The organism is Janthinobacterium breve, from assembly GCF_051380895.1.
Classification (GTDB): domain Bacteria; phylum Pseudomonadota; class Gammaproteobacteria; order Burkholderiales; family Burkholderiaceae_D; genus Janthinobacterium.
Window position 1 is genome coordinate 192,396 of sequence record NZ_JBNYXY010000006.1, and the last position, 12,173, is coordinate 204,568.

Consider the following 12,173-nt stretch of genomic DNA (forward strand, 5'->3'; position numbering starts at 1 on the left):
CGCTTGTCATGACCCTGATCATTCCGGCATTTATCAGATAAACTACCCCTAATCGCATTGCACTGCCCCGCACCGCTTACCGGCAGGATGCCGGCAGCGGCAAGACCCACCCAGGATAGACCCCGACTGCAGCATCCATGAACCTCAAAAATCTCGCCAAAACGCTAGGAATATCCGAAACCACCGTCAGCCGCGCCTTGAATGGCTATCCGGAAGTGAGTGAACGCACGCGCGAACGGGTGCTGGCCGCCGCGCAGGCGGCCGGCTACCGCCCCAATCCCTTGGCGCGCAGCCTGGCCGTGGGGCGCACGAATATCGTCGGCATCATCTACCCGCTGATGCCGAACGACCTGGCCGACCCCATGTTCATCGAAATCGTGGGCGGCATGTCGGAAGCGCTGGAAGCGCAGCAGATGGACATGATGATCGCCCCCGCGTCGGCCGGCAACGAATTCCACACGTATGAACGCATGGTCAAGGGACGCCGCATCGACGGGCTGGTGGTCGGACGGACCAAACCGTTTGACGAGCGCATCGCCTACCTGGCGCAGCAGGGCATGCCCTTTGTCGCGCATGGCCGCACGCAGCTGAACCAGCCGCACGCGTGGTTCGACTACGACAACGAGGCGGGCATGCGCCTGGCCGTCGAGCGCCTGGCGCAGCTGGGCCACCAGCGCATCGGCCTGATCAGCGCCACACCGGACCTGAACTTCGTGCGCCAGCGCGTCGAGAGTTTCCAGCACGCCATGCAGGCGGGCGGCCTCGCCGTCGACCCGGACAACCTGGTCGACAACGCGCACGACCGCCGCGCCGGCTACCAGGCCATGCAGCGCCTGCTGGCCCGCGCGCCCCGCCCCACCGCCGTCATCGTCGACAATCACATGTCGGGCGTGGGCGCCGTGCGCGCCCTGCTCGACGCAGGCATCGCCATCGGCAGCGAAATGTCGCTGATCGTCTGGGGCGTGATGGAAGATTCCCTGGCCGGCCACAACGTCACCACCGTCGTCCAGCCGGACCCGCGCGGCGCCGGCGCGAAGATGATCCACATGCTGCTGGCCCTGATGGATGGCACGCCCGTCACCGAGCTGCAGGAACTGTGGCCGTGTGAACTGCTGCCGGGCGAGTCGGCCGGCCCCGTGCCGAACTAGCCAATCCCGCATTCGCGACACCGCCGGCCAGCTGGCCAGCGGTACCACTTCATTGTCCTGAATTACCCTCATAAAAAAATCGTATGTCTGGTGCGTGTATCGCTTTACTTTTCAAAGCGCTTTGAATTATACTCATTTCATACCCAAAGCGCTTTGAATTTTAAAATAAGACGTTCGCCTACCAACCAGCAGCGCTGCCCTGATAGCCAAGGCTACAGGCAACTTTTAAGAAGTCATTCATGCCGACCATCCAGAACAATCTCGCCCACCTGCCCGCCGACTGGTGGCGCAGCGCCGTCATCTACCAGGTCTATCCACGCAGCTTCCTCGACAGCAATGGCGACGGCATCGGCGACTTGCCCGGCATTACCTCAAAGCTCGATTACATCGCCGCCCTGGGCGCCGACATCGTCTGGATCTCGCCCTTCTTCACGTCGCCGATGAAAGACTTCGGCTACGACGTGGCCGACTTCTGCGACGTCGACCCCATGTTTGGCAGCCTGGCCGATTTCGACCGCCTGGTGGCGCGCGCCCATGCACTGGGCTTGAAAGTAATGATCGACCAGGTGCTGTCGCACTCGTCTGACCTCCACCCGTGGTTCGTGGAAAGCCGCTCCAGCCGCGACAATGCCAAAGCCGACTGGTATGTATGGGCCGACCAGAAACCGGACGGCACGGCGCCAAACAACTGGCTGTCCGTATTTGGCGGTTCCGCTTGGCAATGGGAGCCGCGCCGCGGCCAGTACTACCTGCACGATTTCCTCGCCAGCCAGCCCGACCTGAACTTCCACAATCCTGCCGTGCAGCAGGCCCAGCTGGACAACCTGCGTTTCTGGTTGGAACGGGGCGTCGACGGTTTCCGTTTCGATTCCTGCAATTTCCCGTATCACGACCAGCTGCTGCGCGACAATCCGCCAGCCGCGCAGCGCGATGCGAGCAGCGTGTCGGCCATCAACCCGTACGGCATGCAGGCGCACGTGTACGACAAGACGCAGCCGGAAAACATCGCTTACCTGCAGCGCGTGCGCGCCGTGCTTGACGAATATCAAGCCATTTCCATCGGTGAAGTGGGCGACGACAATGCGCTGGCCACCATGGCCGCCTACACGGGCGCCGACAAGCTGCACATGGCTTACAGTTTCAATTTGCTGACGGCGGAGTTTTCGGCCGCGCACATCCGCACGCAAGTGGAAGATTTCGAAGCCCAGGTTGCCGACGGCTGGGCTTCCTGGTCCGTGGGCAACCACGACAGCGTGCGCGTCATGACGCGCTGGGGCGGAGACAATCCGTCGCCCTCCTTGGCCAAGGTGGTGCTGGCCGTGCAGGCCGCACTGAAAGGCACGCCGTGCTTGTACCAGGGCGACGAACTGGCCCTGACGGAAGCGGACATTCCTTTCGAGGCACTGCAAGATCCGTACGGCATCCCGTTCTGGCCCCAGTTCAAGGGCCGCGATGGCTGCCGCACGCCGATGCCGTGGGTGGCCGAAGCGCCGCACGGCGGCTTCAGCAATGCCACGCCGTGGTTGCCCGTGCCTCCGGAACATCTGGCGCGCGCCGTTGACGTCGAAGAACACGATAGCGCCTCGCCGCTGCGCTTTGCGCAGAACATCCTCGCCTGGCGCCGCACCTTGCCGCAATTGCTGCGCGGCGACATCGTTTTCTTCGATGCGCCGGAACCCGTGCTGGCCCTGCGCCGCGACCTGCCCGGCCAACCGTCCGTGCTGGCCGCCTTCAACCTGGGCACGGAAACGGTCACGTTTGACTTGCCGGCCGCAGCAGCAGCGACCGCCCTGGCTGGTCACGGCTTGCCGGGCGACAAGCAAGGCAGCCAGATCACCCTGCCCCCGCACGGCGGCTGGTTCGGCACCCTGGCGTAAATCGCAGGCTTTGGCGGCCATGCCGCCAATTACAATAACGAGCCCCGCGCATCAGCGGGGCCAAATTGAGAGAACGAGGACGACATGGCAGGACTGAAATTAGCAGGGCTGAAGAAGGCATATGGCGACGTGCAAACCCTGCACGGCATCGACCTGGAGATCGCCGATGGCGAATTCATGGTCTTCGTGGGCCCGTCCGGTTGCGGCAAGTCCACCCTGCTGCGCAGCATTTGTGGCCTGGAAGAAATCAGCGGCGGCGACTTGTTCATCGGCAAGACGCGCATGAACGACGTGCCACCCGCCAAGCGCGGCATCGCCATGGTGTTCCAGAGCTACGCCCTGTACCCGCACATGAGCGTGGCGCAAAACATGGCGTTTGGCCTGAAACTGGCTGGCATGAGTAAAGTACAAATCGCCGACGCCGTGCAGCGTGCCGCGCAGATCCTGCGCATCGAACCTTTACTCGAACGCAAACCGAAAGACTTGTCGGGCGGCCAGCGCCAGCGCGTGGCCATCGGCCGCGCCATCGTGCGCAAGCCGGACGTCTTCCTGTTCGACGAACCGCTGTCCAATCTCGACGCCTCGCTACGCGTGCAGATGCGCATCGAACTGGCGAATCTGCACCGCGAATTGCGCTCGACCATGATTTACGTCACGCATGACCAGGTCGAAGCGATGACCCTGGCCGACCGCATCGTCGTGCTCAACGCAGGCCGCATCGAACAAGTGGGCGCGCCGCTGGAGCTGTACCACCACCCCGCCAACCTGTTCGTGGCCGGCTTCCTCGGTTCGCCCCGCATGAACTTCCTCAAAGGCAATATCCACAGCTATGCCGACGGCGTGGCCACCATCGCCACCAACGCGGGCGGCATGCTGCAGGCAGCACTCCAGCAGCCGCTGGCCAGCGGCACCCCCGTCACCATCGGCGCGCGCCCCGAGCACGTGCAAGCGTGCGCGCCCGGCGCCACGGCCGCCATCACGGCCACCGTGCAGGCGGTGGAAAAACTGGGCGACATCAGCTATCTGTATGTGCAGGTACCGGGCGGCGACGAGCCGCTGGTGGTGCGCGCCGATGCGGATACGGACTGGGCCATTGGCCAGTCCGTGGCGCTGCAGGTGGCGCCCGCCCGCGTCCACGTATTCGACGAGCACGGCCAGACCCGTACCTGAACCCCGGCTTTAAGGGGCCAGGCGCTACAGGCGCCGCCTGGCCCGGTTGCATCGTTTCAGCCTTGATACTTCACATAAAAAAAGACACTGGAGATTGACATGTCCTTCACGCACCCGAAACGCAGCTTCATCAAAACCACCCTGATCGCCGCCGCCCTGGCCGGTATCGGCAACCTGGCCGCCGTCAGCATGGCGAACGCGGCCGAAGCAGGCACCCTGTTGATCTGGATCAATGGCGACAAGGGCTACAAGGGCCTGGCCAAGGTCGGCGAGGAATTCACCAAGAAGACGGGCATCAAGGTCGTCGTCGAGCACCCGGAAGATGCGCCGAACAAATTCCAGCAGGCAGCGGCCGCCGGCAAGGGCCCGGACATCTGGATCTGGCCGCATGACCGCATCGGCACCTGGATCGATGCAGGCTTGCTGCAACCATTAACGCCAAGCAAGGAAGCACGCGCCGCCATCCTGCCGCTGGCATGGAACGCCTTCACGGTGGGCGGCAAGACCTGGGGCTACCCGATCTCCATCGAAGCCGTCGCCCTCGTCTACAACAAGGACCTGGTGCCGAACCCGCCAAAAACCTTCGAGGAAATCGCCGCACTGGACAAAAAATTGTCGGCGCAAGGCAAGAAAGCCATCCTGTGGGATTACACGAATACCTATTTCACGTGGCCTTTGCTGGGCGCGGGCGGCGGCTTCCCGTTTGAAGTCAAGGCCGATGGCCGCTATGATGCGGCCAAGACGGGCGTCAACAATGCCGGTTCGCAAGCGGGCGTGAATGCGCTGATGACCCTGATCAACAGCGGCGCCATGCCGAAGGGCGCCGGCTACGCAGAAATGGAAGCGGGCTTCAACCAGGGCAAGATCGCCATGATGATCAACGGCCCATGGTCGTGGGACAACGCGCGCAAATCGAAGATCAATTTCGGCGTGGCAACGATTCCTACCGTGGCAGGCAAGACGGCCACCCCATTCGTGGGCGTGCTGGGCGCGATGATTTCAAAAGCCAGCCCGAACAAGGACCTGGCCACGGAATTCCTGGAAAACCAGATGCTGCAGCTCAATGGCCTGAAAACCATCAACGCCGACGTTCCGCTGGGCACGCCAGCGAACAAGGTGCTGTTCGCGGAATTGAAAGCCAATCCGAACATCCAGGCCACGATGGAAAGCGCGCAAGCGGGCCGTCCGATGCCGAACAATCCGGAAATGGGCCGTTTCTGGTCGTCGATGCAATCTGCGCTGGAAAACATCACGCAAGGCCGCCAGACCACCAAGGATGGCCTGGACGCGGCGGCGAAGCGGATTACGACGGCGAATTAAGAAATTATCGTTGGCTTGGTTGATGCTTTCAACATGAATCAACCCTAAACCCCAAACGACATCCGGGGTCGGACCCTCAGGGTCCGACCCCGGCCGTTCAACGGGTTCAGCCATCAACACGCCAACATCGTTCCCGCACCATCCTTACAGCGCTTCATTTTCACAGGTATCCCATCGTGCGCAAGTTTATCGGCCCTACGGTATTGACCATCAGCATGGCGCTGGGTCTGTATCTGCTCTTCATGTTGTACATTTCCGGCAAGACCATGCTGGCCGCCGTTTTCCTCGGCTTGCTGACCTTGACGACGTTTGTCTTCACGTCGCCGCGCGCCTATGCCTACCGTTATCTGTTTCCCGGCATCACGGCGGTAATCGTCTTCGTGCTGCTGCCGATGGTGTACACGGTGTCGATCGGCTTTACCAATTTCAGTTCGCGCAACCTGCTCACCTACGAGCGGGCCACGCAATACCTGCTCGACGAGACGCAGCGCGTGGAAAGCGCCGGCTATGCCATGACCGTGCATGCCGACAACAAGGAATACCGCTTGCGCCTGGAAAGCCCGGACACGGGTGAAGTGCTGCTGACGCAGCCGCTGGCCCTGAAGCGCGCCGTGCCACTGACGGTGGAGGTGGCGCCGCTGGACCCCGTGCAATCGCCCGTGCTGGCCCCGCCGCTGCCCATCAAGGACATCATCGCCCTGCAAAAGGATTTGAAGCTGCTCACCCTCGTGCTGCCGAACAAGATCGAGCTGCGCATGGTGGGCTTGCGCGAATTCGGCCCCGTCGCGCATGTCTACAAGCAATTGCCCGACCAAACCCTGAAGAAGATCGCCACGGGCGAATTGGTCAAACCGAACTTCAAGACGGGCTTTTATGAAATGCCGGATGGCACGAAGCTGGAGCCGGGCTTCAAGGTCAATGTGGGCTTCGCCAACTTCGTGAAAATTTTCTCCGATGAAGCGTTCCGCGGCCCTTTCCTGCGCATTTTTGTCTGGACCATCGTTTTCGCCCTGATCAGCGTGGCCACCACGACGGGCCTGGGCATGGTGCTGGCCGTGCTGCTGAACTGGGATGCGCTGCGCTTCCGTGGCCTGTACCGCACCCTGCTGTTCCTGCCGTACGCCGTGCCGGGTTTCATTTCCATCCTCGTCTTCAAGGGCTTGTTCAATAACAACTTTGGCGAGATCAACCTGGTGCTCGACGCCCTGTTCGGCATCAAGCCCGCCTGGTTCTCGGACACCACCCTGGCCAAGGCCATGATCCTGATAGTCAACACCTGGCTGGGCTACCCCTACATGATGGTGGTGTGCATGGGCTTGATCAAGGCAATCCCGTCGGACCTGTACGAAGCCTCGGCCCTGGCCGGCGCGGGACCGCTGACGAATTTCTTCAAGATCACTTTGCCGTTGATCATCAAGCCGCTCACGCCGCTGATGGTGGCCAGCCTGGGTTTTAATTTCAACAATTTTGTACTGATCAGCTTGCTGACGGGCGGGCGTCCCGATTTCCTCGACACAACGCTGCCGGCCGGCACGACGGACTTGCTCGTGTCCTACACCTACCGCATCGCGTTCGAGGATTCCGGCCAGAACTTTGGCCTGGCCGCCGCCATCTCGACCCTGATCTTCTTCCTCGTGGCCGCGATTTCGCTGGTCAACATGCGCCTGACGCGCATGAACAAAGCATAAAGGACTGGCCATGGCTATCGTTGTCGACCGTTCCAACCGCTGGCGCATTCTGGCGGCCCATGTCGCCGTGATCGCGCTGATCGCGCTGGTGATGTTTCCCTTCCTGATGATTTTGTCGATCTCCCTGCGCCCCGGCAACTTCGCCTCGGGCAGTTTGATACCGCCCGAGATCAGCTTTGAGCACTGGCGATTGGCGCTGGGCATGTCTTACCAGGCGCCCAACGGTACCCTGGTCGAGCCGGACTTTCCCGTGCTGCTGTGGCTGTGGAATTCCATCAAAGTGGCCAGCATGAGCGCCACCGTCACCGTGCTGCTGTCGACCACCTGCGCGTATGCATTCGCGCGCATGCAGTTCCGCTTCAAGTCGCAAACCCTGTCCGCGCTGATGCTGCTGCAGATGTTCCCCGCCGTGCTGGCCCTGGTGGCCATCTATGCCATCTTCGATGTGCTGGGCAGCTACGTGCCGTGGCTGGGCATCGACCACCACGGCAGCCTGGTGCTGGCCTACACGGGCGGCATCGCCCTGCATATCTGGACCATCAAGGGCTATTATCAAACCATCCCCGTCGAAATCGAGGAGGCGGCCAAGGTCGACGGCGCCACGCAGTGGCAGGCGTTCATCTACGTGCTGCTGCCGATGACGGTGCCCATTTTGATGGTGGTGTTTTTGTTGTCCTTCATCGGCGCCATCATCGAATACCCGATCGCCTCCGTGCTGCTGCATGAACAGAATAACCTGACCCTGGCCGTCGGCTCGAAACTGTTCCTGTACGAGCAAAAATACCTGTGGGGCGACTTCGCCGCGGCAGCCATTTTGTCCGGCTTGCCCATCACGGCCGTATTCCTGCTGGCACAAAAATGGATGATCTCCGGCCTGACGGCTGGCGGCGTGAAGGGCTGACCATGCGCAGCCCCCTGACTACGCTGGCCGCCCTGCTCCTGTGCGCTTCGGCGCAGGCAGGGAGCTTCGCTGAAAATCCCATCGTCTACTTTGCCGTGACGGACCGTTACGCCAACGGCAATCCCGGCAACGACCACAGTTATGGTCGCGCCGCCGACCCGCAAGGCGGCGACGTGGGCAGTTTTCACGGCGGCGACATCGCTGGCATCACGCAGCAACTGAAAGCCGGCTACTTCACGGAGCTGGGCGTCAACGCCCTGTGGATCACGGCGCCGTACGAGCAGATACACGGCTGGGTAGTGGGCGGCAAGCAACAATTCCAGCACTACGCCTACCACGGCTACTGGGCGCTCGACTACACCACCATGGACGCCAACATGGGCACGCGCGAAGAATTGCGCGAGATGATCAACGCGGCCCACGCGCAAGGCATCCGCGTGCTGTTCGACGTGGTGCTGAACCATCCCGGCTACGCGGACTTGCGTACCCTGGCCGAATACAAGGTGCCCGTGCTGTGGCCGGGCCATGAAAAGGCCGGCTTGCGCGATTATCACAGCTTTATCGACTACAACAACTTCGAATTCAAGCAGTGGTGGGGGCCGGACTGGGTGCGCGCGGGCTTGCCCGGCTACCCTGACGGCGGCAAGGATGATTTCACCATGCAGCTGGCCTACTTGCCCGACTTCCGCACGGAAAGCAGCAAGGCCGTGGGCTTGCCGCCCATACTGCAGCGCAAAATGGACACCCGCGCCGTGGCCCTGCCCGATGCCAGCGTGCGCGCTTACCTGGTCCACTGGCTGGCCGACTGGGTGCGCGAATTCGGCGTCGACGGTTTCAGGGCCGACACCGTCAAGCACGTGGAGCCGGCCAGCTGGCTGGCCCTGCGCGCGGCCGCCAGCGACGCCTTGAAGGATTGGAAAACGCGCCATCCTGAACAGAAAATCGACGATGCGCCGTTCTGGATGACGGGCGAAGCGTGGGGCCACGGCCCCGAGCGCAGCAGCTGGTTTGATGCGGGTTTCGATTCGATGATCAATTTCGACTTTCAAAACCGCGCGGCCGGCGACTGGAAAAGCATCGATGGCGTGTACCGCCAGTACGCGGGCTTGCTGGGCAAGGGCCCGGGCCCCAGCTATGACATCCTGTCGTATATCTCGTCGCACGACACCAGCCTGTTCCCGCGCGACCAGCTGAAACACGGCTTGAGTGCCCTGCTGCTGGCGCCGGGCGGCGTGCAGCTGTTTTACGGCGATGAAAGCGCGCGCCAGCCTGGCGCAGCGCCCGCCGGCGATGAACAGCAGGCTACGCGCTCCGACATGAACTGGACTTCGCTCGACGCGGCCACCCTCGCGCATGCGCGCAAGCTGGGCCAGTTCCGTTTGCGCCACCCTGCCCTGGCGCGCGGCGAGCATAGATTCATCCATGAACAGCCGTATGCGTTTGCTCGCGTGATGGATGGCGATGCCGTCATCGCCGTGCCGGAGGCACAGGGCGCTATCGCGCTGAAGGTGCACGGCGTCTTCACCGACGGCACCAAGCTGCGCGACGCCTACACCAATCTAAACTACATCGTCAACAATGGCGCCGTCGCCGTGAACGCGGCCGGCACCGTCCTGCTGGAGAACACTGCACCATGAGTACCTATGACATTCTAGTGGTCGGCGGCGCCGGCATCGACACGATAGTGCGCGTTCCCGACCTGCAACTGCCCGTGGCCGATTCGCTGCACGTGCCGCCCATCCGCGATTACGTGGCGCACACGGGCAATGGCGTGGCGCTGGGTTGCCACGCGCTGGGCTTGCGCTGCAAGTTCCTCGACTTCATCGGCGACGATGCGCAAGGCGCGGCCATCCTGCAGCGCTACAAGGAAGCCAAACTCGATTTTTCACACCTCGTCGAGCCATCGGGCACGCGGCGCAGCGTCAACCTGGTCGACCCGCAAGGGCGCAGGCTGTCGCTGTACGACGGCCGCCACCCGGAAGACGTGCGCATGCCGCCCAACTTCTACCTGCCCTACCTGGGCCCGGCGCGCCATGCGCACTTTTCCATCATGGGCTGGGTGGCCGAGCTATTCGACGATGCGCTGGCGTGCGGCACCACGGTGTCGACCGATTTGCACGACTGGGATGGCGTCAACCCGCACCACCAGGTCTTTGCCTTGCGCGCCGACCTGGTGTTCCTTAGCACGGCCGCGCTGGGCGAGCGCACGGAATCCGTCATGCGCGCCATCGTGGAGCAAGGTCGCGCGCAAGCCGTGGTGGCCATGGCCGGCGCGCACGGCGCGTATATGCTGGAACGGCGCAGCGCGTCCGTACGCCACTATCCGTGCGCGCAGCTGGACTTGCCCGTGGTGGACACGAATGGCGCGGGCGACTCCTTCGTCGCCGCCTTCCTGCAGGCATGGCTGGATGGCGCGGGCATCGACGCCGCCATGCGCCGCGGCGCCATCGGCGGCGCATTTGCCTGCGCCCAGCATGGCACGCATGAACGTTTCATCGCGCTGTCACAGCTGCATGACTTATATCAAGACAGCACTAGCTTATGACTTAATATTCTATCAAGCGTAGCATCGAGCTAACGGGCGCATGGCACAATGGCTGCGGATTTCACCATCGCAGACCATTCGAACCGGAGACCACATGAGAATCGAAACCCTGGCCGTGCACGCCGGCTACACCCCCGACCCGACCACCAAGGCCGCCGCCGTCCCCATCTACCAGACGGTAGCCTACGCCTTCGACAATGCCCAGCATGGCGCCGACCTGTTCGACCTGAAAGTGGCCGGCAATATCTACACGCGCATCATGAACCCCACGCAGGATGTGCTGGAAAAGCGGGTCGCGGCGCTGGAAGGCGGCGTGGCCGCGCTGGCCGTGGCGTCGGGCATGGCGGCGATCACTTACGCGATCCAGACGATCGCCGAAGCGGGCGATAATTTCATCTCTGCCAGCCAGCTGTATGGCGGCACCTACAACCTGTTTGCCCACACCCTGCCGCAGATCGGCATCGAAGTGCGCTTCGCCGACGCGCGCCAGCCCGAGACCTTCGCCGCCCTGATCGATGCGCGCACCAAGGCCATCTTCTGCGAATCGATCGGCAACCCGCTGGGCAATGTGACGGACGTGGCGAAACTGGCCGAGATCGCACATGCGCACGGCATCCCGCTGATCGTCGATAACACGGTGCCCAGCCCATACCTGTTCCGTCCCATCGAGCATGGCGCCGACATCGTCGTCCATTCGCTGACCAAATACCTGGGCGGCCACGGCACCACCGTGGGCGGCGCCATCGTCGACAGCGGCAAGTTCCCGTGGGCCGAACACAAGGAGCGCTTCAAGCGCTTGAACGAGCCGGACGTGTCGTATCACGGCGTCGTCTACACGGAAGCGTTCGGCCCCGCCGCCTTCATCGGCCGCGCTAGAGTCGTCCCGCTGCGCAACATGGGCGCGGCCATCTCGCCCCTGAGCGCCTTCCAGCTGATCCAGGGCATCGAGACCCTGGCCCTGCGCATGGACCGCATCTGCGACAACACCCTGGCCCTGGCCAGGCACCTGAAGCAGCATCCAAAAGTCGCGTGGGTCAATTACGCGGGCCTGGAAGACCATCCGGACCACGCGCTGGTGAAAAAATACATGAATGGCCGCGCCTCGGGCATCCTGTCGTTCGGCCTGAAGCTGGCCGCTGGCGAAGATCCGCGCGCGGCCGGCGCCCGCGTGCTCGACGCCCTGCAGCTGTTTACGCGCCTGGTCAACATCGGCGACGCCAAGTCGCTGGCCACCCACCCGGCGTCCACCACGCACCGCCAGCTCAATCCCGAAGAACTGGCCAAGGCCGGCGTGTCCGAAGACATGCTGCGCCTGTCCGTGGGCATCGAGCATATCGATGACTTGCGCGAAGACCTGGAACAGGCCTTGAACGCGGCCTGATGCAAGCTGAAATCTGGCTGAAATCAAGCTGAAAGCCTGTCCCGGCACATGCATGCAGACCCTGCCGGGATAGGCTCCTATATGCCGTAAAGCGAAGCCGGCGTTCACGCAGAGCGCCAGCGACGCTTCTGTCATCGTCCCCA

At 62.8% G+C, this 12,173-nt stretch carries 9 protein-coding genes; all 9 read left to right on the plus strand.

The window, feature by feature from the left end; genetic code table 11:
- Nucleotides 1-137 precede the first annotated feature (137 nt).
- The 9 genes from ACQ4W0_RS13380 to ACQ4W0_RS13420 all read left to right on the plus strand — a co-directional run bounded on the left by ACQ4W0_RS13380 (nt 138) and on the right by ACQ4W0_RS13420 (nt 12,030).
- Complete coding sequence (locus tag ACQ4W0_RS13380) at nt 138-1,148, plus strand: substrate-binding domain-containing protein (protein WP_436577160.1); 1,011 nt, start codon at nt 138-140, stop codon at nt 1,146-1,148.
- Nucleotides 1,149-1,387: 239 nt separating this feature from the next.
- Entirely contained in the window at nt 1,388-3,025 is a 1,638-nt protein-coding gene (locus tag ACQ4W0_RS13385; protein WP_436577161.1) for an alpha-amylase family glycosyl hydrolase, read from the plus strand.
- Between the two features lie 84 nt (nt 3,026-3,109).
- Nucleotides 3,110-4,195, plus strand: a complete 1,086-nt coding sequence (locus ACQ4W0_RS13390; RefSeq protein WP_436577162.1) for an ABC transporter ATP-binding protein — start codon at nt 3,110-3,112, stop codon at nt 4,193-4,195.
- Between the two features lie 99 nt (nt 4,196-4,294).
- Nucleotides 4,295-5,515, plus strand: coding sequence for a maltose/maltodextrin ABC transporter substrate-binding protein MalE (malE, locus tag ACQ4W0_RS13395; RefSeq protein WP_436577163.1), 1,221 nt, complete (start codon nt 4,295-4,297; stop codon nt 5,513-5,515).
- 176 nt (nt 5,516-5,691) lie between these two features.
- The gene (gene malF, locus ACQ4W0_RS13400; RefSeq protein ID WP_436577164.1) at nt 5,692-7,203 is read left to right on the plus strand and encodes a maltose ABC transporter permease MalF; all 1,512 of its coding nucleotides are present in this window, start codon (nt 5,692-5,694) and stop codon (nt 7,201-7,203) included.
- A gap of 10 nt (nt 7,204-7,213) precedes the next feature.
- Entirely contained in the window at nt 7,214-8,104 is an 891-nt protein-coding gene (gene malG / locus ACQ4W0_RS13405) for a maltose ABC transporter permease MalG (protein WP_353657849.1), read from the plus strand.
- Nucleotides 8,062-9,741, plus strand: coding sequence for an alpha-amylase family glycosyl hydrolase (locus ACQ4W0_RS13410; RefSeq protein WP_436577165.1), 1,680 nt, complete (start codon nt 8,062-8,064; stop codon nt 9,739-9,741). The genes malG and ACQ4W0_RS13410 overlap by 43 nt, the downstream gene beginning before the upstream one ends.
- Nucleotides 9,738-10,649, plus strand: a complete 912-nt coding sequence (locus tag ACQ4W0_RS13415; RefSeq protein ID WP_436577166.1) for a carbohydrate kinase family protein — start codon at nt 9,738-9,740, stop codon at nt 10,647-10,649. Before ACQ4W0_RS13410 ends, ACQ4W0_RS13415 begins: the two co-directional genes overlap by 4 nt.
- A 94-nt stretch (nt 10,650-10,743) precedes the next feature.
- The gene (locus tag ACQ4W0_RS13420) at nt 10,744-12,030 is read left to right on the plus strand and encodes an O-acetylhomoserine aminocarboxypropyltransferase/cysteine synthase family protein (RefSeq protein WP_070259189.1); all 1,287 of its coding nucleotides are present in this window, start codon (nt 10,744-10,746) and stop codon (nt 12,028-12,030) included.
- Nucleotides 12,031-12,173: the final 143 nt, after the last annotated feature.

Bases quoted from the DNA above. Each gene is read 5' to 3' on its own strand.
- ACQ4W0_RS13380 (WP_436577160.1), top strand. From the start codon at position 138: ATGAACCTCAAAAATCTCGCCAAAACGCTAGGAATATCCGAAACCACC.
- ACQ4W0_RS13385 (WP_436577161.1), top strand. From the start codon at position 1,388: ATGCCGACCATCCAGAACAATCTCGCCCACCTGCCCGCCGACTGGTGG.
- ACQ4W0_RS13390 (WP_436577162.1), top strand. From the start codon at position 3,110: ATGGCAGGACTGAAATTAGCAGGGCTGAAGAAGGCATATGGCGACGTG.
- malE (WP_436577163.1), top strand. From the start codon at position 4,295: ATGTCCTTCACGCACCCGAAACGCAGCTTCATCAAAACCACCCTGATC.
- malG (WP_353657849.1), top strand. From the start codon at position 7,214: ATGGCTATCGTTGTCGACCGTTCCAACCGCTGGCGCATTCTGGCGGCC.
- ACQ4W0_RS13410 (WP_436577165.1), top strand. From the start codon at position 8,062: ATGGATGATCTCCGGCCTGACGGCTGGCGGCGTGAAGGGCTGACCATG.
- ACQ4W0_RS13415 (WP_436577166.1), top strand. From the start codon at position 9,738: ATGAGTACCTATGACATTCTAGTGGTCGGCGGCGCCGGCATCGACACG.
- ACQ4W0_RS13420 (WP_070259189.1), top strand. From the start codon at position 10,744: ATGAGAATCGAAACCCTGGCCGTGCACGCCGGCTACACCCCCGACCCG.